The following is a 25,581-nucleotide window of genomic DNA, read 5'->3' on the forward strand; positions in this document are numbered from 1 at the left end:
TAAATAGTGCCGGGGTCCATTATACCACAGGGGCAATTTTTGGGTGGCTAGAGGGAATCGGACCCTCATACCTGGTACCACAAACCAGTGTTCTACCATTGAACTATAGCCACCATAAAAAAATTTTATTGCGCCCTCGGCAGGAATCGAACCCGCATCAATGCCTTAGAAGAGCACCGCTCTATCCATTGAGCTACGAGGGCTTAAAGTGCGCTGTGCAGGGATCGAACCTGCGACCTTGGGCTTAAGAGGCCCCTGCTCTACCGGCTGAGCTAACAGCGCGTTTAAAACAAAAAAATAATACCAGATTAACGAATCAAAGTCAACAAAAACCTACATCCCATGCTCTTCTTTGTACTTCTTCCATTCTTTATTTGACCAGTCATCCGGTTTTTCAGTGAGTTTTTCTTCTCCGGGATGAGGATATTTAGCCGGGGAGTCGTAAGAGCTGTTAAAGACATCCTTGAGAATTACATTGCCATCCTTGTCTTTCACGATCTGGGTGAACGTAGTTTTCATTGACCCGTCCGGGTTACGTTCCAGGACTTTAGGGCCTTCGATTTCTACCGTTCGGCCGTCGCTGACTCCGTAAAACTGGAAAATAAGTTCCGTTCCCTCGATTTTTGTCTGAATCAAAATATAGCCGGGAGTATTGTTAATAAACCGCAGGTCAGGACGGGGAATATAAACAGTGGCGTCTATTCCTTGGGGATTATAGTAAGCGACAGGATAGGCGTGATTTCTCCGGGCGGTAATCTCCAGTCCGGAGTAAATGGCTGCCCGGAAAGCAGTAGTGGAGATCTGACAAATTCCGCCTCCAAATTCCGGTTCGGTCTTGTCTTTTTTAATGACTAATTCCGGTGTATATCCGTGCTCGCTGTCAACCGGTCCAAGGGTTTTCACAAAAGAAAATTCCTCTTCGGGCTTGATTAAAATTCCATTGAAACGACTGGACCCTATCTTAATGTTGTGAATTCTGTTTTTAGGCGATCCCCTAAAATTAGATCTTCCTTCGCCGATCAAAGTTGTTATGCCTAAGGTATCAATGGCATCGGATTTTATTTCTGACTCCAGAATATTATAAAACAATTCAATCTCTCTTGTCTCCTGAGCGGGAATACTGATTACCAGTAAACTTTTAAGTAGCGCCTCATGGCTTTTAGACACGTCGAGTTTAAAACCATTTTCACTTAGGGAAAATGCCGACACCTTGTTATTTTCAACCTGAAATTTGGCGTTCATCGGGTCTTTGTTCACTTTTCGCTCCAGGTCTTTCAGAAAAGATTGTATTTCCTCCTTTTTAAGTTCTAAGTGAGTCGTTTTTTTAGTAAACGAGCGCTCTCGTTCGGCAACGGAAAAATCGCACATCAGATGATCACCAGGACAGTAGCTGGTATTTTCTATTTCGGACTTTGAGGAGGCGGGAAAATAAAGTGCTGATTTTATTCCTATCCACTGGGGAAAAACGTTCTCTGATACAATTTCCTCGTAAGGTCCTATTTTAAGAACCAATTTCTTAAAGGGGAAATTTTCTTCACTGGAACCAGGCGATTCATTCGCTTTCGCAATGCCGTCAGGCGGAAAAACAGCGGCAGTTGTTAAAAGCAAAAAAATTAGCAGAAACTTCAATAAAAGCTTTATGCTGCTCATAAAATAAGCATACTTTAATTTTTGATTTCTAACAAGAATGTCCAAAAATAAAAGAGATTTTATGTAATCTCTTTTATTTTAGAAAAGATATGGCGTCAAAATGCCGCGGCGGCTTACTAGAAGCCCCGCACCTGAATCTTTTTTAATTTGGTGGTATCGGCTTTGGGCAAGCGCACAGTCAGTATTCCATTCTTAAGAGACGCTTCGGCTTTTTCGGGAAGAACATCTACCGGTAGAACAACCGAGCGAGAAAAAGGACCCCAATAGCATTCCTGATAATAGTAATTTTCCGGAGTGACTTCTTCTTCGTTTTTTCTTTCTCCCCGGATAGTAACCATATCGTTGTTGATGGAAACATCAAGATCTTCCGGCTTTACTCCCGCGATGGTGGATTTAATGACGATGTCATTCTCGGTCTGATATACGTCAATTGTCAGCTGCCCTTCAGTTTCGCCTCCCCAGCTTTCATCCCGGACAGCTGGAGAAGAGTTGGTCCGCATGACCATTTCTGTTTCTTCCTCCTCGGAAAATACTGGCGCTGATTCTCCTTGATTATTCTCAACCTTCCTGGCGCCGGTTATTCGTTCCAGGAATGATATTTTTGTCTTTGCCATATTGTTTAATTGATTTTTTGACCACTTGTCGGATGTTTTAGCGGTCAGTTTTATCCTAGCTTAAGAATTATATCTGACTTTCTTATTATAAAATGGAATTGTCTATGATGCAAGTTTTTTGGGAATTCGCAGAACATTGAAAACATTAACGGCGACAAGAAAAAGCAAAAGAAGAAAAATAAGATAGTCGAAAAAATAGCTCCGATAGAAGGCCAAGATATTAAAAACAAGATGAGCAATAGCGGCCAAGCCGAAGGCCTTTATTATCGTTCCCGACCGCTTTGGATTTCCTGTTGCGATGAAGTATCCCATAAGGCCGGCAGTTGAGGTATGAAGAAGGATAATCTCCACGAGATAGCGGTAGTGCATTTTCCATTCCGCTCCAATTTGCCATCCAATGAGTGCAATCTCCACCAGAGAAAAACTTAAACCGACTAAAAAAGAAATGAGGAGAAGCGGCCGGTTCCAGAAGAGCTCTTCGATTCTTTTGGCGATCACGATGTATTTCAGTGTTTCCTCGACTCCAGCGGAAATAATAACAAAAGCAAAAGAGGAAATAAAAAGTTCAAGGGTAATGTTTTTGTTTGAAGGGAACAAAAGAAAAACATTGGCGATAATGAATTCCAGCGCCAGTGCTCCCAGCGCCGCAATAATTCCCCAGAAAAATGATTCAAGATATCTCATTTAACCTAAATCTTCTATATGTTTTTTTATCTCGGAAAACTTGGTCTTGGCTTTTCGCAAAGATTCTTTTTGTCCCTCTATGACTTTTTGAGGAGCTTTTTCAAGAAATTGTTTATTTTTCATCCGGCTTTCAATTCCGGATATGAATTTTTTTAGATTTTCTAATTCTTTCTTAGCTTTATCCCTTTCTTTCTTAATGTCAACCAATCCTTTGGTAGGTATGTAAATATTTATTCCGGCTACGGTCCTATGAATAGCACTTTTAATTCTTTTTCCTTCGCTAGTTATTTTGAGCTCTTTTATTCCTGTACGCAAGCTTCTAATGAGATTTTCTTGGGAATGAATCAATGCATAAGTGTTGATTCCTAGATATTGCTGGTGGCTTCTGGTATCAATGATAACACTGATTTTTCTGTGGGGCTCAATTTTACTTTCCAGGCGAGCACGGCGGATGGCCTTGATGATTTCTTTTACGAGTTCAAAATTTAAAAAATCGGTTTGCGAAGCAGAAGCAATGTTCCAATAATTTTCCTCGGTTGGCCATTTCGTTACCATAAGCAGGTTCTTCTCTCCGAATTGTTTCCAGACATGCTCGGTAACGAAAGGCATAAAGGGATGCCAAAGCTTTAAGAGGTCCTTTAATACCAGTATTAGAATTTTATTTTTTTCTGGAGTTTTCTCAAATTTGCTGGCCTCAATGTACCAGTCAGCAAAATCGTTCCAGGTAAATTCCCGCAATTTCTCCCCAGCTTGAGAAAAGCGAAAATTCTCAATGTCCTCCCTTGTCTCTTGAATTAAAACAGACATTTTTTGCAATATCCAAAAATCAGCCAAGGTAAGATTGTTTTTTATTATCTTTTCTTGGACACTCTTTTTATCTGCTAGTCGAAGAACATAACGGCTAATATTCCAAAGCTTATTTGTAAAATTACGAAAGCTTCCAATTTTTTCTTCACTTAATCGAATATCATTTCCAGGAGTGTTTCCTATAAGAAGCGATAATCTTACTGCATCTGTTCCAAATTTTTCGATTACGTCAGAGTATCAATGCCAGTGCCCTTTGATTTGATCATTTTTTTCCCTGATTTATCTAAGACCATTCCATGAAGATAAACTTTTTCAAAGGGAATCTCATTGAGAGCAAATAAGGACATCATAATCATTCGGGAAACCCAGAGGGTTATAATCTCATAGCCAGTTTCCAGAACCTGGGTAGGATGAAAGCGGAGTAAATCCCCTGATTTTTTTCCATTCCTGAAAAAACCTGGCCAACCTAGAGTTGAAAAAGTCCACATTCCAGAAGAAAACCATGTGTCCAACGTATCAGTGTCCTGCTTCCAATTCTTGCCTTTTGGCTTTTTCTCTCCAACATAAATCTTTTCATTTTTGTACCAAACAGGAATTTGATGTCCAAACCATATTTGGCGACTTATGCACCAGTCGTGCAAATTAGCCATCCAGTTTATATATGTTCTGAAAAACCTATCCGGGATGAATTTAATTTTTCCTTGCTCGGCCACCTCAATAGCCTTCTCTTTAAGCGATTTGTTCCCTAATCTTTTTATTTTTTTGTCTACCGCAATAAACCATTGCTTGGATGGTAAGGGTTCAATGGGTGTGCCACACCGGTAGCAAACCGACAAATTATGTTCTATTTCTCTCTCGTTTTTCAAAAGACCTTGTTTTTTTAGTTTTTTAACTATCATTTCTCTTGCTTCCCGCGCGCTTTTACCCAAGTATTCGCTAAATCCTTCGCGAACTTTTCCATCCTCGTTAATAACCTTGACTATTTCAAGTTTGTTCCTCTGGGCTAATTGCCAGTCAGCCATAGAATGAGCAGGAGTAACACCTACTGCTCCTGTTCCGAATTTTGGATCAACACTTTTGTCGGTTACAACTTTTAGCTTAAGAGGAACTCCACAGAAATTGACGGAGTAAACTTTACCAACGTAATCTTTATATCTTTTATCTTTAGGGTTTACTGCTATCGCCGTGTCTCCGAGTTTTGTCTCCGGTCGGGTGGTGGCGATTGAAATAGGAAAATCTCTGCTATATCTAAAGGTGTAAAGTTTAGTCTTTTGTGCTTTATAGTCGACCTCGTCATCGGCTAGTGTTGACTGACATCTTGGACACCAGTTAACGATTCTTTCGCCGCGGTAGATTATTCCTGCCTTATACATATCGACAAACATTCCTTGGACAGCTACTTTTCTTTGCTCATCGAGCGTAAAAGCTTCCCTTGACCAATCCAGGGAAGCTCCCATTTTTCTAGTCTGGTAAAGGATGGTTTCTTGAGTTTTTCTTAAAAAATCCCAAACTCTTTCAAGAAATTTTTCTTTGCCTAGGTCATAACGCGTTAAACCCTCTTCTTTTAGCAAGTTTCTTTCCACCACATTTTGAGTGGCGATGGCTGCATGGTCAGTGCCTGGAATCCAAAGAGTTCGAAAGCCCTTCATCCGGTGATAACGAATTAAAAGATCCTCAATAGCTAACGTGGAAGAATGTCCCAAGTGGAGCTTGTCAGTAATATTAGGAGGGGGCAAAACAATGGTAAATGAAGTAGCATTCCTGGATATGTCTAAATTATCTGGGTTGAAATATCCCGATTTTTCCCACTCTTCGTAGATTTTATCCTCCACCTTTTTAGGATCGTAAGTTTTCGGAAGTTCTTTTTTCATCCCGGTAGTAGAAATTTGACTAATTATTCCGGTAGTTTTTTGATTTTTCTTCCAGAAAAATCGGTCAAATTTTCACTACCGGGCATGCTTTAATCGTAGCATTATAGAAGGATTTTTTCAAATGAAAAAAGGCAGATGGAGCAATCACCTGCCTTATAAAGTTTTTTATTCGTAGTAGCCCATTTTTAATAATTCCTTGTATGTATGGACTCGCTCAATAGGATAAACAAGTATGGGACTTCTATCAAGCTCGCTTGTTTTTAAAATACTTTTATACAAGCCAGTCCTCTTTTTCACATAGTAATTCCATTTTTTCGGATCCAGTAACGCGCAGAATATCCCTTCTATTTTAACTCCTTTACCATAAGCAGTTCTACCCGGCATCTTTATGAATCCGGCTATTAATTGTTTTCCAATTCTAGGTCCTTTTATAACATCCCCTATTGACAAGCCGTTAACTTTAAGAGTATCGACCAGAATGGCTGCTTCTTTCTCAATAAATTTCCCCCCGTGTTTTATTAAAGTTTCCGCTATCCTTATCCTCTTAGATTTTTCAAATGCCTCAATAAGATAATTTAAAAAGGATTCTTTTCTCATTCTGACCTCCTTTTATTACTGAAGAATTGCCCATAATGGGTTGTTTCCTTCTCATTGTTTATAAAAGAACTATCCCAATCTAACAACTGCCCCGCCCTCGCAATTATCAAGTCATTATAGAAAATTTAGACATTTTGTCAATATTTAAAATTTAAAACAGACCCGAATCAATCGTTTCATTATACTGCGGCCGCAGTATAATGAATTATTGCCTGAACTATTTCAACTTTAAATTGGCGTCCGGTTGGAGGGTTTTCCAGCTTGAAAGCGCTTTTTTCTTTTGGGTTACGGTCATATATTTCCAGCGATAATATCCGGCGGCGGCGATCATGGCGGCGTTGTCGATGGAGTATCTGATATCTGGTATTTTGTATATGGTATTCGGATAGTATCTACGTAGATTGTTACGTAACTGGTTACGTAACTCGATGTTTGCTGACACTCCGCCAGCAAGCATTATGGTTTTAGGGCAGTAGATTTTGGCAGCTTTCAGGGTTTTGGAAATTAAAACATCAACCACTGCTTGCTGGAATTCGGCGCACAATATAGCTTTTAGTTTATAGTTTATAGTTTTTAGTTTTTTAGTTTCATACAAAACCGCGGTTTTGAGGCCGGAGAAGGAAAAGTTTAGATTATTTGAATTAATCATTGGGCGGGGCAAGCGAAAGAATTTTGAATTTTGAATTTTGAATTTTGAATTTGTTTCAGATTTAGGATTTATAACTTGAGATTTCCATTGCGAAGCAAACTTTGCAATGGCTGGTCCTCCCGGATAACCCAATCCCAAAATCCTTGCTACCTTGTCAAACGCTTCTCCAGCAGCGTCGTCCAGTGTCTCGCCGATAATTTCGTAGTCCAAATGTTTTTTCATCAAAATCAATTGCGTATGCCCGCCGGAGACGACCAGACATAAAATTGGAAATTTTATGTCTGAGCTTCTAAGCTTCTTAGCTTTATTAGATTTTGAATTTACGCTAATAAAATTGGCGTAAATGTGCCCTTCAATATGATGAATTCCCAGAAGCGGTTTTTTCCAAACGTAAGCCAGAGTTTTGGCAACATTTGTTCCGATAAGAAGCGCCGGTATAAGGCCGGGTCCTCGGGTGACGGTGATTAAATCAATGTCATGCGGTTTGATGCCCGCCTCTTTAAAGGCAAGATTTATAACCAGGATGATGTTTTTCAGATGTTCTCGGGCAGCAAGATTAGGCACCACGCCGCCCCAGCGGGCATGAATTTTAGTTTGCGATGAAACAATATTAGACAGGACTTTCAATTTACCTTTGCCGGCTTTTATCACTGAAGCAGCTGTCTCGTCGCAGGAGGTCTCAATGCCAAGAATGGTAGTAATGGACATTTTTTTGGATTATAATAACATTGATATTATAACACGCTGAAGATATTTGAACGCAAGAAATACCTGCTGATTGGCAAAGTGTAAAATCACAACTATATGGCAAAAAGGAAAAAAAGTCAAAAATTATCTTTTTCTTGGAAAACGGACGAGCGAGAAAACCTGGAGGAGCTAAGCGACAGCAAGCTGGTGGCGCTGGCGCTCAAGAAAATTCCTCCGGCCTCTCAAGAAATTGTCAGGAGGTACCAGAAAAAGCTTTTCGCGTACCTTTATCATCTGGTAGGTAATAAAGAAGAGGTCGAGGATATCCTGCAAAACGTTTTTATTAAAGTTTACGGAAATCTCTCCCACTTTGACAAGAGTAAGAAATTTTCTTCCTGGATATACAGAATTGCCCATAATGAGGCGGTTAATATTCTAAAAAAAAGAGGAAGAAGACGCCTTGTTTCTCTGGAAGATATTTCTACCAGCAAAGATAAATTGGAAACCAGTAGCAGCGAGAAATCACCCATTGACTCCTGGATAAATAAAGAATTAAAAAAAGAAGTGCAGATTGCTATTGATAGATTGCCCAGCAAATACAAAGAGGTTTTAATTTTGCGCTATTTCCTTGACAAATCATACGAAGAAATGAGCGAGATTTTGGGAAAGCCGGTAAATACTGTCGGCACGCTTTTAAACCGCGCGCGCAAAAAACTCTTGCAGATTATAAGGGCGTCATGGAAGTGATACTTGAATAACAAGGAAATTACTGGTATTATTACTCATACTCAAAAAACGCCGCGTTCGTCTAGTCCGGCCTAGGACGCCAGGTTTTCATCCTGGAAATCATGGGTTCGAATCCCATACGCGGTACAATGGAACAAACGGGACAACAAATCTTTCAATTTCTCTCCCACTATGGCTACTGGATAATGCTTCCCTTGATGATTATTGAAGGACCAGTGGCAACTTTAATCGCGGCGATGCTAGCGTCACTCGGCGCTTTTAATGCTTTTGTCGTTTTAATATTATCCATCGCCGGAGATATGATTGGGGATGTCATATTGTACGGCTTAGGATACAAATACGGAATGGGTTTCGTTAAACGGGCCGGAAAGTATATTGGGATAACGGAAAACTTGGTATTGCGAATGGAGAAATATTTTACGCGCCACGGCGGGAAAACCATTTTTGCCGTGAAGTCCACCACTGGCCTCTGCTGGGCGACTTTCACCGCAGCCGGAATTGTTAAAATGAATTTTAAAAAATTCGTGCTTTATTCATTTCTGGGCGGAGTTGTCTGGAGCGGTTTTTTAGTGGCGGTGGGATATTTTTATGGTTACCTCTGGCGGGAAATCGCCAAATCAATCAAATGGATCGGATGGGCGGTAACAATCATCGCGATCATTACTTTTGCACTCATTACTTTCTATAAAAAATGGCGGGCAAAAAAATTGCTGACCGAAAATAATAATAGCGAGAATAAAAGTTAAATCTTCCGTTATAATATGTCAAATTTCCGCATATGCAGAAAATGATATATTTTTATTTTGGTCAGTACCTTGCTTTCTTGCCCAAAATCGCGGAAAGCACTAAAATTCCTATTGTATGGAAGAAAAGATAAAAAAAGCCATTAGGACCATAAAGGAAACTCTTTTTGTTGATCCGAAACTTTTATACGAAAAGGAGCGGCATTTAGTTAATCAGCCGTTTTACTTTGAAGGTATCAATGGCAAGGCAGTGCTTTTAATTCATGGCTGGAGCTCGGTTCCTTATGAAGTGAGGCGTTTGGGAAAATATCTGAATGAAAACGGCTACACGGCCTCCGGACCAATGCTTCGCGGCCACGGGACAGTACCCAAAGATTTGGAGAATGTGAAGTGGGCTGATTGGCTGGAGGATGTCGAAAAGTCATACCTAGAACTTAGAAATAAGTTTGACAAGGTGTATGTTGGAGGAACTTCAATTGGCGCGAACTTAGCAATTTTTTTGGCTTCCAGACACCCGGAAATTTCAGGACTTGTCCTTATGGCGACGCCCTATAAATTGCGAATCGAAAAAATTTCGCTTTTCTTCGCCAAGATCCTTCGCAAATTCAGGCGTTACAATAAGAAATTTTATCCGCCTACCTTTGGCGTCTCGACGACTCTGACAAGAATAATTTCCTATCAAACTTATCCAGTTGATAGCGCACTGGAAACGTTTAACTTGGTGAAAGCATCACGAGAAAAAATTCCTCTCGTTACCCAGCCCTGTTTTTTGCTCCAGTCATCAAGCGATCATATTGTTTCCAGAAACAATATGGATTCCATTTACAACAAAATCGCTTCTAAAATTAAAAAGAAACAGTACATTCACCGAGCCTATCACACTTTCATTTCGGACATTAAGAATGAGCATGTGTTTGAGGACATACTCAATTTTCTCAACGAAAATTGAGAAGCTTATTAGCTTCTTAGGTTTTTAGTCCTAATGAGCTAAAAAGCTAATTCCTAAAAAGCCAAGCTATGAAAATTGGTATCTTCACCAATAACTATCTTCCTAATCCTTACGGTGTAGCCAACTCCATTGAGAGTTTTCGCAGACAGTTTGAGAAGCTTGGCCACACTGTTTATATTTTTGCTCCGCGCACCAAGGGATACACAGACCAAAATCCCAATGTGTTTCGCTATCCTTCAATTGATATAAAATACAAAATCAGCTTTCCACTGGCTATTCCATATTCCAGAAGAATAAGCAAGATTTTAGAAAAATTAGATCTTGATATTATCCACTCGCAACACCCGACGCTTCTGGGGAAAACAGCTATGAAATGGGCGCGCCGCAAAAAAATTCCTCTTGTTTTAACTTGGCACACACTTCACGAGCATTACGTCCATTTTGCTCCACTGGTTCCTAAAAAATTGGCAATTTGGTGGATAAATAGAAAAGCCGTAAAATACGCCAATCGATGCGATGCGGTTGTCACCCCGACTGAATCGGTGAAAAAAATTATTCAAGATTTGGGAGTGATAAATGAGAATATAATTCCTATTCCCACAGGCGTGGAAGAAGAATTTTATCAGAACACGAACAGAAATTTGATTAGAAAAAAATATAATATTAGCGATGACGAGATTTTATTGCTTCTAGTTTCTCGGTTGACAGCGGAAAAGAATATAGAATTTCTTTTTCGAGCAATTATCAGAGTGTTAAAATTGGCGAATAACTCAAAATTTTTAGTGGCCGGAGAAGGACATCTAGTGCCGAAATTAAAATCCATGGTTAAAGATAATGACATGAAGAATAGAGTAATATTTGTCGGTGTTGTTGATAAAAAAGAAATCAAAAATTATTACGCGGCAGCGGATATTTTCGTTTATGCCTCCAAATCAGAAACGCAAGGAATGATTATAAGCGAGGCGATGTATGCGGGACTGCCAATTGTGGCAGTAAATGCTACGGGATCTAAAGATCTTGTTGAAGATAGCGTTAACGGTTTTTTGGTTCCGGAAGACGAAAATAAATTTGCCGAAGCAGTAAGTAAACTGGTAGGAAATGCGGAATTAAGAAGAAAATTTGGTGAAAATTCAGCCGGAATTGCTAGAGAAAAATACACCGATAAAGTTTGCGCACAAAGGATGCTGGAAATCTATGCAGCAGCGCTTAAGCATAAAAAAAAGCCACATACATTTCGTAGTGGCTTATGAATATATTCTTCATCTTATCCAAATGGTTTATCAAGCGCAGCAGCAGAAGTCCTGGCGACAAAATTATGATGATCCTCAATCTTTTTTCTTGTAGCATTATATAATGCCTCTGAAAACTTTAAATATTGATCTTCTTTTGAAAGATCGGGTAACGGCATACCTTCAAATTTTTTCCTAAATTTTTCAAGAATATCATTTCCTTTCATTATATCTCCTTTTTGAAAGAACTTTACTAATTATAAACCGTTATAAAAAAGCTGTCAATTGAATTTTGTAATGATTCTTAGAAAAAAATTTTACCAGAAAAATACTTTGAAAGTGGCCCGAAATTTAATTGGCTGTTTTTTAGTACGAAAAATTGGCAAGAAAATTATCAGAGGTGTCATTACTGAAACTGAAGCGTATATTGGCGAAAAAGATTTGGCCTGTCACGCCAGCCGCGGAAAAACGCCGCGGACGGAAATTATGTACGGCGAAGCCGGTCATGCGTATATTTATCTCATTTACGGAATGTACCATTGTCTCAATATCGTCACGGAAAAGAAAAATTTTCCCGCCGCTGTTCTTATCCGAGGCATAAAACCACTAGGAACCTTTCGCGCGAAAGATTCCACAAAGAGAAGCAATCTTGATAGCATAGTGCTGGATGGACCGGGAAAAGTTTGCCGATTCTTTAAAATTGATAAGAAATTAAACGGCTGTGATATAACCAAGGGCAAGAAATTGTGGATAGAGAAAGGAATTAAATTTAAAGAGAAAGATATAAAAAAATCAAAGAGAATCGGCATTGATTATGCCGGACACTCGCGGCATTATCTTTGGAGGCTTTATTTGCCTTTGGCTTGACAATAACGATAATTCTTTCTATACTGACGAGAAAATATTTTTAAATAAATCAACTCTAAAGGAGGAACAGAATGATTAAGTTATTTAAAAATTTTCCGGAAATTGTGGCGTTGATATCTCAACGCGAAGACGGCGATTTAAGTGTCTTGTATGATTACGAGAGGAGAAAAAGCCAGAATCCTAACCGAAGAGTTTTTGTTCAAAAGAATGGAATTCCTGAAAACAATGTTGTCAGTGCCTTATTGAACCACGGAAATGAAATTGCAATAGTGGATTGCCATTCTCCTTTATTTATCCCCCGGACTGATGCGCTTCTCGCCAAAGAAAAAGGAATTTATCTTTCTGTAACGTCAAGGGATTGTTATCCCGTATTGGCTTATGATCCCCGTGAAAAAATTATAGCTATAATCCACGCCGGCTGGAGAGGTATAGCCAGAAACATAGTTCCATCGGTTTTAGACGCTATGATGAAGCTTGGCTCAAGCAGTCATAACATTCATATCGCAATAGGGCCGGGAATCTGCCAAGCCCATTTTGAATTTGATGAGAAGGATATGAAGCAACACTTTGGAAAATATGATGACGGTAAACATGTTATTAGGGCAGGTGATTTCAAAGTTCATATTGACCTAGAGGGAATTATTCTAGACCAATTACTGGAAAGCAAGGTGAAAGAAGATAATATTGAAGTTATAGGCGAATGCACTTTTTGCAGTTACAAAAAGTATTTTTCCGCCCGGAGGGACAAAAGTCCCGAAAGCATGATTGCTATCATTGGAATGAGAGAGAATTTTCGGAAGGGGGAAGTTTTAGCCGGCAAATTCTGCCAACCAGCTTACGCTTGAAAAAACTAGGTCCTTCTTTGTTAACAGCAGAGAAGGACTTTTTGTTTGACTAAAGGGAAAATAAAGGGTAGTATTAAGGAAGATAAGCGATAATAAAAAGGAAAACCAAATATGAAAAATGTTGTGACCATAGACAAAATCATCTCTCTTTGCAAGCGTAGAGGTTTCGTATTTCCCGGATCAGAAATCTACGGCGGGCTGGCCAACAGCTGGGATTATGGCTCCTACGGAGTGGAACTACTCAACAATATCCGCAATCACTGGTGGGATTTCTTTGTCAGCCGCCGGCCGGATATGGTGGGAATTGAATCGACGGTGATTATGAACCCGAAAGTATGGGAAGCTAGTGGACACCTAATCCAATTTCATGATTTGATGGTCGAGGATAAAGTAACCCACGAAAGGCACCGCGCTGATCATCTTCTTGAAGAGCACGGCGTAAAAGTAGAAGGAATGAAGCCGGAACAAATGTGGGACGCGATTAAAAAAGATAAAATTAAAAGTCCTTCCGGCAATGAGCTTGCCGAACCCAAGCAATTTAATTTAATGTTTAGAACTTTCATTGGCCCGACAGAGGATAATTCAGCGCTAACTTATCTCAGGCCGGAGACCGCGCAAGGAATGTTTGTTGATTTTCAACAAGTGCTTCAAACAACGCGGAAAAAAATACCTTTCGGAATCGCTCAAATGGGAAAATGCTTTCGCAATGAAATCACCACTGGCCAATTTCTTTTTCGCCTGCGAGAGTTTAACTTAATGGAATTTGAATATTTCATTCATCCCGAAAAATGGGAAAAGTTGTTTGATATGTGGGTAACGGAAATTAAAAAATACCATAAAGAGCTGGGATTTAAAGAAAAAGATGTGATCTGGCATGAAATTCCGGATGGAGAACGGGCCCACTATTCAAAGAGGACAATTGATATTGAATATAAATTTCCCTTCGGCACCAAAGAACTCCACGCCATTGCCTATCGGACCGATTATGATCTTCGTGCTCACGAGAAAGCCAGCGGAAAAGATATGAGTTATGTTGATTCTGAAACCGGCGAAAAGTTTATTCCCCATGTTATTGAGCCGACATTCGGAGCCGATCGGACATTATTGGCGGTTTTATGTTCCGCTTACCAGGAAGAACAAGCTCCAACGGCTGCTGGCGGGAAGGAAATAAGGATCGTGCTAAAAATTCCCAAACATCTCGCTCCCATTAAGGTGGCCGTTCTTCCTCTTTCTAAAAAAGAAGAATTGTGCCAGAAAGCCCGCGAGGTGTGGGATATCGTCCGGCCTCATTTTCGCAGTGAATATGACGAAACCCAGTCCATCGGCCGGCGCTACCGTCGCCAGGATGAAATTGGGACCCCTTATTGCGTGACGATTGACTTCGAAACCTTGAATGACAATGCAGTTACTATAAGAGACAGGGACACAATGAAGCAGGATAGGGTAAAAATCGAAAAATTGCAAGATTATTTAGATAGCAAGTTAAATAAAAATAGGCAATAAACAACCAATTTAAACCTATGAATATCCGACAAATCTACGAACTAGCTATCGATCTGGGAATCAAAAGCGACTTCCGCCCGAAAGAAAGAATAAACAAACAATTAAAGCGCATTAAGGAAAAGTATAAAAAACTCTCTAAAGATGAGAAGACGCTTTTTGATGTTGAAAAACTTACCAGCCCTTACATCGACTCCCGTATTCATTTTGACAACGGCGCAAAAAACATCCGCCGAGTGATGGCCGGAATTGACATTGATAGCGCGGAAATTTTAGCGGCTCGTTATCTTTCCGATAAAGATCCAAAAAAGCCGATAGATCTTATTATTGCTCATCATCCAATAGGAAAGGGACTGGCGGACTTAAGCGAAGTGATGCATCTTCAAGCGGACGTTTTAGCGGGATACGGCGTGCCGATCAATATTGCGGAAAGCGTTCTCAAAACAAAGATCAGTGAAGTAAGCCGAAGCGTTAATCCGATAAACCACTTCAAAGCGGTTGATACGGCACGGCTTCTAGGGATAAGCTTGATGAATGTTCACACACCGGCGGACAATCTTGTCGCCCATTTTGTGGAAAAGAAGATAAGAAAAGATAAGCCGGAATATGTCGGGGATGTTTTGAAATCCCTCCTGGAAATTTCCGAATACAAAGAAGCGGCCAAAAGAGGGTTCGGACCAGTGCTTTTTACCGGATCGGAAGACAACCGGGTGGGGAAAATAGTTATTACTGAAATAACCGGCGGAACGGAAGGCAGTCCGAAAATATATGAAAAAATGTCCCAAGCCGGAATTGGAACGGTGATTTCTATGCACCAAAGCGAAGAGCATCGCAAGGAAGCCGAAAAAGCGCACATTAATGTCGTTATTGCCGGGCATATTTCTTCGGACTCCATTGGAATGAACTTGCTTTTAGATGAATTGGAGAAAAGAGGAATAGAAATTATGCCGTGTTCAGGTTTAATCCGTATTAGTAGGGTAAAATCAAAAATTAAAATGAAAAATGACAAATCAAAATTCAAAAAGAATAAAATAATGTTAAAATTATCATTTTAATATTTGCATTATGTTTTTATAAAGGATTAGTATGGAAAATCGGTATAAAAAAACAGTTTTATCAAATGGGTTGCGTATTTTAACCGTTCCTATGAAAAACACCCAAACAGTGACAGTAGTGGTGATGGTTAGTGTCGGTTCGCGCTACGAATCCGAAAAAGAAGCAGGACTTTCGCACTTCATTGAGCATATGTTTTTCAAGGGAACACAAAAAAGGCCGACTTTCTTGGATATTTCATCCACTTTGGATTCCATCGGAGGAGAATTCAATGCTTTTACCGGAAAAGAAATAACAGGATACTACGTAAAAGTTGATTACAAACATGCGGAATTAGCTCTTGATGTTGTTTCGGATATTTTTCTTGATTCTAAAATTGACGCAGCGGAAATTGAAAAAGAAAAAGGAACGATTATCCAGGAAATAAATATGTATGAGGACTCACCAATGAATAATATTGGAAATATTTTTGAAAGACTACTCTATCAAGGCAGTTCGCTGGGCCGAGACACGATTGGAAATAAAAAGACGGTGAACGCTTTCAAGAGGCGTGATTTTATCCGTTACATGAATAAATCATATATAGCAAGTGATTCCGTTGTTTGCGTTGCTGGTAATTTTGATGAAAAAAAATTGTATCCAAAAATAGAAAAGTATTTTTTTATGATGAAAAAAGGAAAAAAGCCCAGGCTTGATAAAATCAGGGAAAAACAAGTAAAGCCGCAGATTAAGATTCATTTCAAGAAAACTGATCAGACGCATTTAGTTATTGGTAATCGGGCCTATCACCAAAACCACAAAGATAGATTTGCCCTTGGCCTGCTTTCTGTAATTTTAGGGGGATCAATGAGCAGCCGATTATTTTCTGAAGTCCGGGAAAAAAGAGGCCTGGCATATTATGTTCGAACAGAAACAGAAGCGCATAAAGACTGTGGCTATATCGCTACCCAAGCCGGAGTGGAACATAAAAATCTTGAAAATACCATCGATGTAATCCTTGCTGAATGCAAAAAAATATCCAAACAAAAAGTCAGTTTTCAAGAACTGAAGAAAGCCAAGGACTATATAAAAGGCAAAAGCGTCATGAATTTCGAGTCCTCTGATGAAGTGGCAATGTTTCATATTAACCAGGAAGTACACAAGCGAAAAATAATGACCCTCCCGGAAATTTTTAAAAAAATTGATAAAGTAACTGAAGCTGATGTGCTTAAAGTAGCAAAAGACATTTTCACTAACAGCAAGCTTGATTTAGCTGTGATCGGGCCGCACAAGGACGAAAAGAAATTGCAAAAATTGCTAACGCTATCATAAAAATTAAAAATACAAAACTATATGGTCGACAAACGCACTATTGATGTCTCCACTGGAATAATTTTTCGGACCATTGTGATTTTGCTGGGAATCTGGCTTCTTTATTTGGTTCGTGGCGTTATTGCTATTTTCTTTATTGCGCTGATTTTCGCGGCGGCGATAGACCCGCTGGTGGTCTGGATGAGACGCAAAGGAATTCCACGGACGTTTGCTGTGCTCTTCATCTATCTTCTCCTGTTTTTTATAATCGGAATGCTGGTTTCCTTTTTAGTTCCTCCTCTGGTAAGCCAGTTTAAAAGCTTTACTCAAGAGATGCCAATGTATATGGAACAATTAACCAAAGCATTTGGCGGAATAGAAAATTATTTTCAATCCTACAGCATCACTTTTAGCGGACAGGATTTTGCAAAGGATTTAGGCAGCAAAATTATTCAGTCATCAGGCGAGATCTTTTCTACTACAGTCAGTGTGTTCACGAGCATAATCGCGGCCATCGCCATTTTGTCCATGACGTTTTATCTTTCAGTAAAAGAGGAAGGAATGAAAAAATTTCTGGCCCTTGTTACTCCTCCTGACCATCAAGATTACGTGGTGTCGCTGGCGGAAAGAATAAAAGACAAAATCGGAAAGTGGCTGCAGGGGCAGTTATTTCTAATGCTAGTAATTTTTGTCCTCGATTTTGTCGCCTTGTATTTTTTGGGAGTTCCCTACGCTTTAATTCTTGCCATTCTTGGTGGTGTGCTTGAAATTATTCCATATTTGGGTCCCATAATCTCCGCTATTCCCGGCGTAATTTTGGGTTTTCTTATTTCTCCTTTGACGGGACTGCTTATTTTGACGGCTTACATTGTCATTCAGCAGTTTGAAAACCATGTGATCGTTCCTCAAGTGATGAAAAAGGCAGTGGGATTAAATCCGGTGGCAGTTATTCTGGCTCTCTTAATCGGAGCTAAGTTGGGCGGAGTGCCCGGCGCGATTTTGGCTATTCCTTTAACCGCGGCTCTTAGTGTGTTTGTAGGGGATCTGGTCAAAAAAGATAAAACGGACCCTGTAGCCAGTATGGTAGAAAACTAAAAACAAACCCCTGTCTTAGTAGGTTTGTTTTTAATATAATTTCTATACCTTCTGTTGCGGCAGGTGATGAAAGCCACGTCTGATTGAAAAAATTGCAGAACTTTTTACCACTTTAGCGCTGGATTTCTTTCCTGCGTACGTCGGAAGCTCCAAACAGCGTGACGATCTCTTTAAACATTTTTCTGGTTAATTCCGTGTTATCGTTTTGGTAATTGCAGGTGTAGACATCCATATTAACCACACCTATCTCCGGCCAGGTATGCATGGAAACATGAGATTCCGAAAGAGCCACAATTCCGGTAAATGAGTTATTATCAAAACGATAATAATAACTCCCCAGCTCCGTGAGATTATTCTTTCTGATAATCTCAGAAACTTTCTTTTTAATCTCTTCCATGTCAAGATTAAAAAGATAATCTGGATCGCAACCTCGGAGGTCTCCGATAATATGCGTCCCAATGGGATTAGCCATCTCTTAATTTTCCGAAGGCAGGTTGCAGAATAATTTCTCATTACCTTCGGGTTAAGGATAATTTGAATAGTATACAAGGGATTATATCAAAGTTTTAAAATATCGTAAATAGTTTTTTCTATGTTGTCAAGACCTGCCAAAGACATTATCGCGACACTGGCTTACTACGACGGGCTGGATTATCCACTCACCCTTTTTGAAATTTGGAAGTATCTGATGTGGGCTGACCAAACAGCTGATCATTCCAGCCTGGATAATACGACTCTAGCTATAATAACTGAAGCGCTGAAGGATCCGGAATTGAAAAAGCACATAGAAGAGTCCGGGGGATTTTACTTCCTGCGAGGGAGAAAAGAACTGGTAGAAAAAAGAATTGCCGCAAGCAAAATAGCCAATGAAAAAACAAAACGGCTGCGCCGAGTGGTTAGCATCCTTCGCTTTGTTCCCTATGTCCGAATGATCGGCGTTACAGGGAAACTGGCTATGAAGATGGCGAATCAAAAAAGCGACTGGGATCTGCTCGTAGTTCTCAAGAAAGGAAAAATCTGGACAGGAAGAACTTTGGTAACCGGCATTACTCATCTTATGGGAAAGAGAAGACATGGAGCATTTGTTACTGACCGGGTGTGTTTAAACTATTTCATTACTGATCAATCCCTAAAACTGTCCACCAGGGATCTTTTCTCCGCCAGCGAATATTTTTTTCTTTTTCCTTTGTTTGATGCCGGGGTTTTTAAAAGTTTTCAACTAAAGAATGCCTGGATAAGAAAATATAAACCCAACTACACTGTTTCCGAGGAAGGAAACTTAAAAATTATTCCTGATACTGGGGTTTCTCGCGGCATCCGTACTTTGGGAGAAAAAGTACTTTCAAGTGATATTTTGGAGCGATGGCTTAAAAAGTGGCAAAAGAAAAAAATTATGGAGAATCCCAAGACGCGCCAAAAAGGAAGTTTTATCCAGGCCTCTGATGAGGCGCTCATTTTTCTGCCAGAGCCGCAAGGACCGGAACTGTTTGAAAAGTTTAGGAATAGAATGACGTGGTTGGGAATAGAATAATTGATAAAACATGATTGTCACCTAGCCGAGTTAAGCTGGGATTTTTTGTTGGCAACACTTTAGTGCGGCCGCGGGAAAACGTTACTGACATTTTTATTGATCAAAGCCATTGGTTACAGTATAATAACCCTGTATGAAGGAAAAGGTGGAAAATATCATAAAAGAAGCTATTCTGAACTTGCAAAGAGAAAGCAAATTTCTTGATTTTAATATGTCGGAGATTGAAGTAAATTATCCCAAAGAAGAAAAGTTCGGCGATTATAGCACTAATGCGGCAATGGTTTTGGCAAAAAAATTAATGAAAAACCCGATAGAAATAGCTGAAGAAATCAAAAATCAAATACCTGCCTCGCCGGCAGGCGGGTCAAAAATCAAAAATAATAGTTTTGATAAAATTAAGATTGCAAAGCCAGGGTATATTAATTTTTACCTCTCGGAAAAATATTTACAGGAAAAAGTTGCCGAAATTAATGAGCAAAAAGAAAACTTCGGAAATAGTGAAATTGGCAGGGGGATAAAAATAAATAATGAATTTATTTCTGCCAATCCGACTGGGCCGCTACATCTTGGAAACGGACGCGGGGGATTTTATGGCGATTTAATTGGCAGAGTTTGCAAGAAAGCTGGATTTGGAGTTGTGAATGAATATTACAAAAATGATGCCGGCGAACAGGCATTGAAATTCGCTCACAGTTTTCATAAAGATGATCAGGCTGTTTATATCGGAGAGTATATTGATGAATTACGCAATAAACACAAAGAAATTCTCGATAAATCCATTCAAATGTCTGTGGCTCCATCAGCAGCAGCGGTCATGGATGATTACATAAATCCTGCTATCGAGAAAATGCAAATAGAATTTGATGTGTTTATATCCGAGAAGTCCTTATATGACGATGGTTTTGTGGATCGTGCCATTGAAATGTTGAAAAACAAAAAATTAACCTACAAAAAAGATAATGCTTTATGGCTGAAAACGACAGAATTTGGCGATGATAAAGATAGAGTTCTAGTGAAAAGCAATGGGGAAAAAACATATTTTGCTTCTGACTGCGGATACATTTTAAATAAAATCGAAAGAGGATTCCATAAAATTATTGAAATTTGGGGAGCGGATCATCATGGATACATGAGACGTTTTGAATCAGCGGCCAGAGCACTCGGATTTACTGGAGAATTAAAATTCATTATCGCTCAGCTTGTAAGATTGGTTAAGGACGGCAAAGAGGTAAAGATGAGCAAACGCGCGGGTAATGTGGTCTATATTGACGAGCTTATCGATAAAGTCGGGCATGATGTGGCAAGATTTTTCTTTCTACTGTATTCTCCGGACACGCATATGAATTTTGACTTGGGACTGGCTGAAGAACGTTCAGAAAAAAATCCTGTCTTTTACGTACAATATGCACATGCCAGAATTTGCAGTATATTAAGAAAATCCGAAATCCTAAATCTGAAATCCGAAAATTTACATTTACTAACTTACGAAAAAGAATTAAGCTTGATTAAAGAACTGAATAAATTCCCTGAACTAATTGAAGAAATATCTCAAACTTATGAAGTCCATAAATTGCCTCATTACGCGATAAAAATAGCTGACAAATTTCATGATTTTTACGAATCCTGCCGGGTTATTGACGAAAAAAATTCAGGACTTTCAGGGGCTCGACTAAATCTGGTAAATGCTGTTAGAATAATATTAGCAGAAACGTTGCGGCTGATGGGGATAAGCGCGCCCAATAAAATGTGATTATTTATTATTTTATTAACGAGTTAACGTGTTAAAGAGTTAAAATTTCCAACCCGTTAACTTGTGAACTCGTTAACTGGTCAATAATGCAATTATGCGTATCGGTATTGACGCCCGGACAATTTTAAATCCAGAGAAAGGCGAAGCGATCGGAGTAGGACATTACACCTACCAGCTCATTCGCCATTTGCTTGACATTGACAAAGAAAACGAGTACGTCCTGTTTTTTGATTTTCGGGTTCGCGAAAAGGACGTGAAAAAATTCACCCGGCCGAATACTAAAGTAAAATTTTATCCTTTCTCGGATTACAAAAAATATCTCCCCGGTGCCTATAGCGAGATTTTGGGAACAGCGACACTGCAAAAAGAAAAACTGGATATTCTTCACTCTACCTCTCCTTTGAGTCGCATTCCAATCAGCTACCGGGGAAAATGCGTGGTTACTTTTCATGATCTGGCGCTCTATCGGATTCCTCAATGTTTTCCCAAAGTTAAACGCACTCGGGATAAGGCAGTGTATTCCCTGATGGCAAAGAAGGCAGACAAGGTTATCGCGGTATCTGAATCAACAAAAAATGACCTAAACACTTTTCTTGGTATTCCTCCCGGAAAAGTTAAAGTCATTTACAGCGGTTTGGACAAGAGGTTTTTTGAAACTCCCTCCATTGATACTCAGAAAGTTTTGGGCAAATACGGCATTACTAAAAAGTACATTCTTTTTTTAGGAACGCTCGAGCCGGCAAAGAATATCAGCCGACTGCTGGAGGCCTTTGCGCTCTACAAGGAAAAGTATAAAAAACTGAACAAGAAATTTGATTATCAGCTGGTTTTAGCAGGGAAGCGAGGGTGGTTGTCTCAAGAATATTCCCAAATTGCTAAGGATTTGGGAATTAACCGAGACGTGGTCTTTACCGGTTATATTATCGGCGATGAGCTTGTTCCGCTTTTCAAAAATTCCCAGTTTTTCATTATGCCCTCTCTCTACGAGGGCTTCGGGATGACGGTACTGGAAGCGTTTGCTACCGGAACACCGGCGATTATCTCGCGCGTTTCTTCGCTTCCGGAAATTGCAGAAGACGCCGCTTATTTTGTAAATCCCATTGATAAAGAGGAAATCGCCGATGTAATGATTAAATTTGCGACTGATGAAAATTTGCGTAATGTATATAGGCAGAAAGGATTGGAACAGGTGAAGAAATTTGATTGGGAAAAAACAGCACAGGAAACGCTGGAAGTTTATAAATCAATTTAAATCCAAATTTCAAAGCTCAAATGTCAAATCAAATCCAAAATCCAATGTTTAAATTTTTGGATTTTGCGCTTTGAACTTGATTTGATATTTGAATTTTGGCATTTGGGTTTTTAAATTTATGTTTAAAAAAGTCGATCCAAAACAGAGTTTGCCCAAAATGGAAGAAGAAATTTTGAAGTTTTGGGAGGACAATAAAATTTTTGAGAAGTCGGTGGAGATTCGAAAAAATAACCCCGCCTACGTTTTTTATGACGGGCCGCCTTTTGCTACGGGAATGCCTCACTATGGACATATCCTGACCGGTGTTATAAAGGATGCCATTCCTCGTTACTGGACGATGAGAGGACGATACGTTGAGCGAAAGTGGGGATGGGATTGTCATGGCTTGCCCATAGAAAATATTGTGGAAAAGAGCTTGGGTATCAAGAGAAAGAAAGACATTAAAAAGATAGGCATAGACAAGTTTAATGAAACCTGCCGTTCCAAAGTTTCCAAGTACGTTGAGGATTGGAAATCAGTGATAAAACGGTTGGGAAGATGGGCGGACATGGAAAATAGTTACAAAACCATGGACTTGAGTTTCATGGAGTCCGTGTGGTGGGTTTTCAAGGAACTTTGGAACAAAGGATTAATCTATGAGGGTTACCGCTCGATGTATATCTGCACGCGTTGTGAGACCACTCTTTCCCAGCAGGACGTTGCGGATGGATATAAAGATATAAAAGACCTTGCGGTCACGGTTAAGTTTAAATTAGAAAACGAGCCGGATACATATTTACTCGTCTGGACAACTACACCTTGGACGCTTATTGGAAACACAGCGGTGGTGGTTGGAGAAAAAATTGCTTATGTGAAAGTAAAATTGAAATGTCATTCCGGACTTCCTACCCGTCCGGCAGGCGGGGATCCGGAATCTAATAAGATCCTGAAACACCTGCCCGCATCGCTATGCGAAGCATTGCAGGCGGGAGTTCAGGATGACAATTATTATATCTTGGCTAAAGAAAGAATAAAGGAAGTTCTAAAAGATAAAGAATTTGAAGTGATTAACGAATTTAAAGGCAGAGATTTAATTGGCAAAGAATATAAACCACTTTTTGACTATTATATTAATAAAGGTTTAGATAATGAAGAAAATGGGTGGAAAGTTTACCCGGCTGACTTTTTGAATACTGAAGAGGGAACGGGAATAGTGCATATAGCACCAGCTTTTGGAGAAGACGACCTGGATTTAAGCTATAAGCATAATTTGCCCTTTATTCAGCATGTTGGCATGGATGGATTGATCAAAAAAGAAGCCGTTGATTTTGCCGGAATGAGCGTGAAACCAATGGAGAATCATCAAAAAACCGATATTGAGGTCATTAAATTTCTGGAAAAAAACAATTGTCTTTTTTCCAAGGAGGAATATTTGCATAGTTATCCCCATTGCTGGAGATGTGAAACTCCTCTTATTAACTATGCTACTTCCTCTTGGTTTGTGAATGTCACAAAGATTAAAGGAAAGGCATTGGAGCTGGCCAAGGATATTAACTGGGTGCCAAGTCATATAAAGGAAGGAAGATTCGGCAATTGGCTGGAAGGAGCGCGTGACTGGTCGATTAGTCGGCAGAGATTTTGGGCCTCGGTTATTCCTATCTGGAAGTGCAACGGTCAAACCGAAATCAAAAATCAAAAATCAAAAATCAAAGGTGAGTGCGAAAATATAAAAGTTATAGGGTCAGTGAAAGAATTAGAAAAACTTAGCGGACAAAAAGTTACAGATTTGCATAAACACATTATCGACAAAATTATATTTAAATGCGAAAAGTGTGGTGGAATAATGAAAAGAATTCCTGATGTTCTGGATACCTGGTTTGATTCAGGATCAATGCCTTATGCTCAAGTACACTATCCTTTTGAAAACAAGGAAAAATTCGAAGCCAATTTTCCAGCTGAATTTATTGGCGAAGGCATAGATCAAACGCGTGCCTGGTTTTATTATCTTCATATTATTTCCACTGCGATAAAAGAAAAACCAGCTTATAAGAATGTTGTCGTAAACGGCATAGTTTTGGATGAGCAAGGAAAAAAAATGTCAAAGCGCCTTCAAAATTATCCTGATCCAGCTGAAATTTTTCGAAAATACGGCGCTGACATTCTTCGATTTTATCTTTTGTCTTCTCCGGTAATGGCAGCCGAGGATCTTAGCCTCAAAGAGACAGAAATGACGGAATTTTATCGCGGAATGTTTAGAATGCTCTGGAATTCTTATTATTTCTTTGTAATGTACGCCAATGTTGATAAATTTAAACCAACAGCACGCAGTCAACAGCCAACAACTAACCTGCTGGACAAATGGATAATTTCGGAATTAAACGTTCTTATTCGCGAAGTGAACGAGAATATGGAAAAGTATGAACTTAATCGGACCGCTCGGCTCTTTCCAAAATTCGTCGACAATCTTTCCAACTGGTACATCCGCCGCAGCCGAAGAAGATTTTGGAAACCTGCCCGCATCGCTACACGAAGCGTTGCAGGCGGGTCGGAAAGCGATGAGGATAAAAAACTGGCTTATGAAACATTGCATTATGTATTGGTAACGCTTGCGAAACTAATGGCGCCATTTACGCCGTTTATCGCGGAGGAAATTTACAAGAATTTAACCGGTGAAGAGTCAGTGCATCTGGCTGATTTTCCAATAGCGGATGAGAAATTGATTGATAAGAAGTTAAATAGAAATATGAACGACTTACGAGAAATAATTAGTTTGGGATTACAGGAACGTGCAAGGCATGGTAAAAAAGTGCGTCAACCATTAGCAAAAGTTATTCTCGGACAAAAATTTAAAGGGGTTTTTGATGAACTTATAAATAAACTGGAGTGGAGTCAAATTTTGACAGAAGAGCTCAACGTTAAAGGAGCTGAATTAGGAACGGCGGTAGAAACACTAGCACTTGATACTAGAATTACTAAAGATCTCAAACTTGAAGGCCAAGCCCGCGAAATTATCCGCCATATTCAAGAGATGAGAAAAGAAGCGGGTTATGAAGTTGACAATCATATTAAAGTGGGCTATATTGGGGCATCGGAGGTCTTTGAAAAATTTGGCGAAATGATTGGCAAAGAAGTGCTGGCGGACGAATTAAAATCAGAAAAATTAGAAAAGTTTGATCTCGAAAAAGAGTTTGA

The 25,581-nt window shown here is 39.5% G+C and carries 23 protein-coding genes and 4 tRNA genes; 15 read left to right on the plus strand and 12 right to left on the minus strand.

Translation table 11 applies throughout. The annotated features are described in order from the left end of the window. Nucleotides 1-42: 42 nt before the first annotated feature. From NT136_00870 to tsaD, 10 genes are all read right to left on the minus strand, one after another. A tRNA-His gene (locus tag NT136_00870) sits at nt 43-113 on the minus strand. A gap of 18 nt (nt 114-131) precedes the next feature. After that, nucleotides 132-203: transfer RNA gene (locus NT136_00875), tRNA-Arg, on the minus strand. Between the two features lie 6 nt (nt 204-209). Then, a tRNA-Lys gene (locus NT136_00880) sits at nt 210-282 on the minus strand. 51 nt (nt 283-333) lie between these two features. After that, the gene (locus tag NT136_00885) at nt 334-1,650 is read right to left on the minus strand and encodes a VanW family protein (protein MCX6765501.1); all 1,317 of its coding nucleotides are present in this window, start codon (nt 1,648-1,650) and stop codon (nt 334-336) included. Between the two features lie 116 nt (nt 1,651-1,766). Beyond that, entirely contained in the window at nt 1,767-2,264 is a 498-nt protein-coding gene (locus tag NT136_00890; protein ID MCX6765502.1) for an Hsp20/alpha crystallin family protein, read from the minus strand. A 102-nt stretch (nt 2,265-2,366) separates the two neighbouring features. After that, nucleotides 2,367-2,948, minus strand: a complete 582-nt coding sequence (locus NT136_00895) for a PrsW family glutamic-type intramembrane protease (GenBank protein ID MCX6765503.1) — start codon at nt 2,946-2,948, stop codon at nt 2,367-2,369. Further along, nucleotides 2,949-3,764: a class I tRNA ligase family protein gene (locus NT136_00900; protein ID MCX6765504.1), complete on the minus strand. Its 816-nt coding sequence runs from the start codon at nt 3,762-3,764 to the stop codon at nt 2,949-2,951. 215 nt (nt 3,765-3,979) lie between these two features. Further along, on the minus strand, nt 3,980-5,626 hold the full coding sequence (locus tag NT136_00905; GenBank protein MCX6765505.1) for a valine--tRNA ligase: 1,647 nt from the start codon (nt 5,624-5,626) through the stop codon (nt 3,980-3,982). A 165-nt stretch (nt 5,627-5,791) separates the two neighbouring features. Next, complete coding sequence (locus NT136_00910; protein MCX6765506.1) at nt 5,792-6,223, minus strand: hypothetical protein; 432 nt, start codon at nt 6,221-6,223, stop codon at nt 5,792-5,794. A gap of 217 nt (nt 6,224-6,440) precedes the next feature. Next, the gene (tsaD, locus tag NT136_00915) at nt 6,441-7,580 is read right to left on the minus strand and encodes a tRNA (adenosine(37)-N6)-threonylcarbamoyltransferase complex transferase subunit TsaD (GenBank protein ID MCX6765507.1); all 1,140 of its coding nucleotides are present in this window, start codon (nt 7,578-7,580) and stop codon (nt 6,441-6,443) included. Nucleotides 7,581-7,676: 96 nt separating this feature from the next. On the opposite strand from tsaD, the gene NT136_00920 reads away from it, so the two are divergent. The 5 genes from NT136_00920 to NT136_00940 all read left to right on the plus strand — a co-directional run bounded on the left by NT136_00920 (nt 7,677) and on the right by NT136_00940 (nt 11,248). Then, the gene (locus NT136_00920) at nt 7,677-8,306 is read left to right on the plus strand and encodes an RNA polymerase sigma factor (GenBank protein MCX6765508.1); all 630 of its coding nucleotides are present in this window, start codon (nt 7,677-7,679) and stop codon (nt 8,304-8,306) included. Between the two features lie 50 nt (nt 8,307-8,356). After that, nucleotides 8,357-8,432, plus strand: a tRNA-Glu gene (locus NT136_00925). A 2-nt stretch (nt 8,433-8,434) separates the two neighbouring features. After that, the gene (locus NT136_00930; protein ID MCX6765509.1) at nt 8,435-9,052 is read left to right on the plus strand and encodes a DedA family protein; all 618 of its coding nucleotides are present in this window, start codon (nt 8,435-8,437) and stop codon (nt 9,050-9,052) included. 115 nt (nt 9,053-9,167) lie between these two features. Further along, nucleotides 9,168-9,998: an alpha/beta fold hydrolase gene (locus NT136_00935; GenBank protein MCX6765510.1), complete on the plus strand. Its 831-nt coding sequence runs from the start codon at nt 9,168-9,170 to the stop codon at nt 9,996-9,998. A 68-nt stretch (nt 9,999-10,066) separates the two neighbouring features. Then, on the plus strand, nt 10,067-11,248 hold the full coding sequence (locus NT136_00940; GenBank protein MCX6765511.1) for a glycosyltransferase: 1,182 nt from the start codon (nt 10,067-10,069) through the stop codon (nt 11,246-11,248). Between the two features lie 14 nt (nt 11,249-11,262). Here the strand turns inward: NT136_00940 and NT136_00945 are convergent, their stop codons facing one another. Next, entirely contained in the window at nt 11,263-11,454 is a 192-nt protein-coding gene (locus NT136_00945; protein MCX6765512.1) for a hypothetical protein, read from the minus strand. Between the two features lie 70 nt (nt 11,455-11,524). Between NT136_00945 and NT136_00950 the strand changes: the two genes are divergently transcribed. The 6 genes from NT136_00950 (at nt 11,525) to NT136_00975 (ending at nt 17,877) form a co-directional block, all read left to right on the plus strand. After that, the gene (locus NT136_00950; protein ID MCX6765513.1) at nt 11,525-12,094 is read left to right on the plus strand and encodes a DNA-3-methyladenine glycosylase; all 570 of its coding nucleotides are present in this window, start codon (nt 11,525-11,527) and stop codon (nt 12,092-12,094) included. A 71-nt stretch (nt 12,095-12,165) separates the two neighbouring features. Continuing rightward, nucleotides 12,166-12,939 (plus strand): peptidoglycan editing factor PgeF, encoded by a 774-nt coding sequence (gene pgeF / locus NT136_00955; protein ID MCX6765514.1) that lies wholly within the window; start codon nt 12,166-12,168, stop codon nt 12,937-12,939. 111 nt (nt 12,940-13,050) lie between these two features. Continuing rightward, a complete protein-coding gene (locus NT136_00960; GenBank protein ID MCX6765515.1) occupies nt 13,051-14,442 on the plus strand; it encodes a glycine--tRNA ligase in 1,392 nt (463 codons plus the stop codon). Between the two features lie 17 nt (nt 14,443-14,459). Beyond that, nucleotides 14,460-15,494: an NGG1p interacting factor NIF3 gene (locus tag NT136_00965; GenBank protein MCX6765516.1), complete on the plus strand. Its 1,035-nt coding sequence runs from the start codon at nt 14,460-14,462 to the stop codon at nt 15,492-15,494. Between the two features lie 31 nt (nt 15,495-15,525). After that, a complete protein-coding gene (locus tag NT136_00970; protein ID MCX6765517.1) occupies nt 15,526-16,803 on the plus strand; it encodes a pitrilysin family protein in 1,278 nt (425 codons plus the stop codon). Nucleotides 16,804-16,824: 21 nt separating this feature from the next. Then, nucleotides 16,825-17,877, plus strand: a complete 1,053-nt coding sequence (locus tag NT136_00975; protein MCX6765518.1) for an AI-2E family transporter — start codon at nt 16,825-16,827, stop codon at nt 17,875-17,877. A 112-nt stretch (nt 17,878-17,989) separates the two neighbouring features. Here the strand turns inward: NT136_00975 and speD are convergent, their stop codons facing one another. Next, nucleotides 17,990-18,349, minus strand: a complete 360-nt coding sequence (gene speD, locus NT136_00980; GenBank protein MCX6765519.1) for an adenosylmethionine decarboxylase — start codon at nt 18,347-18,349, stop codon at nt 17,990-17,992. Nucleotides 18,350-18,469: 120 nt separating this feature from the next. Here speD and NT136_00985 point away from each other — a divergent pair, with 120 nt between their 5' ends. From NT136_00985 to NT136_01000, 4 genes are all read left to right on the plus strand, one after another. Continuing rightward, nucleotides 18,470-19,408 carry a hypothetical protein gene (locus tag NT136_00985; GenBank protein ID MCX6765520.1) on the plus strand — a complete coding sequence of 313 codons (939 nt, stop codon included), beginning with the start codon at nt 18,470-18,472 and terminating at the stop codon, nt 19,406-19,408. Between the two features lie 133 nt (nt 19,409-19,541). Further along, on the plus strand, nt 19,542-21,158 hold the full coding sequence (gene argS, locus NT136_00990) for an arginine--tRNA ligase (protein MCX6765521.1): 1,617 nt from the start codon (nt 19,542-19,544) through the stop codon (nt 21,156-21,158). A gap of 94 nt (nt 21,159-21,252) precedes the next feature. Continuing rightward, complete coding sequence (locus tag NT136_00995; protein MCX6765522.1) at nt 21,253-22,410, plus strand: glycosyltransferase family 1 protein; 1,158 nt, start codon at nt 21,253-21,255, stop codon at nt 22,408-22,410. A 118-nt stretch (nt 22,411-22,528) separates the two neighbouring features. Further along, the coding region (locus NT136_01000; GenBank protein MCX6765523.1) for a class I tRNA ligase family protein at nt 22,529-25,581 on the plus strand (3,053 nt) is incomplete at its 3' end.

The organism is Candidatus Moraniibacteriota bacterium, assembly GCA_026396275.1.
Lineage (GTDB): Bacteria > Patescibacteriota > Minisyncoccia > Moranbacterales > JAPLXC01 > JAPLXC01.

Excerpts from the sequence above, each read along its gene's own strand:
- NT136_00965 (MCX6765516.1), top strand. The coding sequence starts at position 14,460 with ATGAATATCCGACAAATCTACGAACTAGCTATCGATCTGGGAATCAAA.
- NT136_00910 (MCX6765506.1), bottom strand. The coding sequence starts at position 6,223 with ATGAGAAAAGAATCCTTTTTAAATTATCTTATTGAGGCATTTGAAAAA.
- NT136_00970 (MCX6765517.1), top strand. The coding sequence starts at position 15,526 with ATGGAAAATCGGTATAAAAAAACAGTTTTATCAAATGGGTTGCGTATT.
- NT136_00995 (MCX6765522.1), top strand. The coding sequence starts at position 21,253 with ATGCGTATCGGTATTGACGCCCGGACAATTTTAAATCCAGAGAAAGGC.
- NT136_00885 (MCX6765501.1), bottom strand. The coding sequence starts at position 1,650 with ATGAGCAGCATAAAGCTTTTATTGAAGTTTCTGCTAATTTTTTTGCTT.
- speD (MCX6765519.1), bottom strand. The coding sequence starts at position 18,349 with ATGGCTAATCCCATTGGGACGCATATTATCGGAGACCTCCGAGGTTGC.
- NT136_00945 (MCX6765512.1), bottom strand. The coding sequence starts at position 11,454 with ATGAAAGGAAATGATATTCTTGAAAAATTTAGGAAAAAATTTGAAGGT.
- NT136_00950 (MCX6765513.1), top strand. The coding sequence starts at position 11,525 with ATGATTCTTAGAAAAAAATTTTACCAGAAAAATACTTTGAAAGTGGCC.
- pgeF (MCX6765514.1), top strand. The coding sequence starts at position 12,166 with ATGATTAAGTTATTTAAAAATTTTCCGGAAATTGTGGCGTTGATATCT.
- NT136_00890 (MCX6765502.1), bottom strand. The coding sequence starts at position 2,264 with ATGGCAAAGACAAAAATATCATTCCTGGAACGAATAACCGGCGCCAGG.
- NT136_00920 (MCX6765508.1), top strand. The coding sequence starts at position 7,677 with ATGGCAAAAAGGAAAAAAAGTCAAAAATTATCTTTTTCTTGGAAAACG.
- argS (MCX6765521.1), top strand. The coding sequence starts at position 19,542 with ATGAAGGAAAAGGTGGAAAATATCATAAAAGAAGCTATTCTGAACTTG.
- NT136_00905 (MCX6765505.1), bottom strand. The coding sequence starts at position 5,626 with ATGAAAAAAGAACTTCCGAAAACTTACGATCCTAAAAAGGTGGAGGAT.
- NT136_00935 (MCX6765510.1), top strand. The coding sequence starts at position 9,168 with ATGGAAGAAAAGATAAAAAAAGCCATTAGGACCATAAAGGAAACTCTT.
- NT136_00985 (MCX6765520.1), top strand. The coding sequence starts at position 18,470 with ATGTTGTCAAGACCTGCCAAAGACATTATCGCGACACTGGCTTACTAC.
- NT136_00895 (MCX6765503.1), bottom strand. The coding sequence starts at position 2,948 with ATGAGATATCTTGAATCATTTTTCTGGGGAATTATTGCGGCGCTGGGA.
- NT136_00960 (MCX6765515.1), top strand. The coding sequence starts at position 13,051 with ATGAAAAATGTTGTGACCATAGACAAAATCATCTCTCTTTGCAAGCGT.
- NT136_00975 (MCX6765518.1), top strand. The coding sequence starts at position 16,825 with ATGGTCGACAAACGCACTATTGATGTCTCCACTGGAATAATTTTTCGG.
- NT136_00930 (MCX6765509.1), top strand. The coding sequence starts at position 8,435 with ATGGAACAAACGGGACAACAAATCTTTCAATTTCTCTCCCACTATGGC.
- tsaD (MCX6765507.1), bottom strand. The coding sequence starts at position 7,580 with ATGTCCATTACTACCATTCTTGGCATTGAGACCTCCTGCGACGAGACA.
- NT136_00940 (MCX6765511.1), top strand. The coding sequence starts at position 10,067 with ATGAAAATTGGTATCTTCACCAATAACTATCTTCCTAATCCTTACGGT.